At 45.5% G+C, this 231-nt stretch carries 1 pseudogene; it reads left to right on the top strand.

Features of this window, described 5'->3' with window-relative positions:
* Nucleotides 1-231 (top strand): annotated as a pseudogene (locus AB4512_RS22450) (LysR family transcriptional regulator); the annotation flags it as partial.

The raw sequence follows: 231 nt of genomic DNA, 5'->3' as shown, positions 1-231 counted from the left end.
GGAAGGGAGGTTGATTGCTGAGTTCGCGAAACAGCAGGAGTTGCAGGGAGGGGTGTTATTGAGACAGCTTCGACTTATTCAAAAAGATGGGGCTGGACAGGTGAAAGTGGCTTCTTTTGGCGCATCCGCTTCCACACATATTTTACCCAGCCTAATTCATGCGATCAGCCAACACTTACCTCAAGTTAAAATTGAAATAAGCGAGTTTACTGATGAAGGAGCATTATTAGC

It is taken from the genome of Vibrio sp. 10N.222.52.B7 (assembly GCF_041474275.1).
Classification (GTDB): Bacteria; Pseudomonadota; Gammaproteobacteria; order Enterobacterales; family Vibrionaceae; genus Vibrio; species Vibrio crassostreae_C.
The sequence above is the reverse complement of the archived record's forward strand: the minus strand, read 5'-3'. Positions and strand labels throughout refer to the sequence as shown.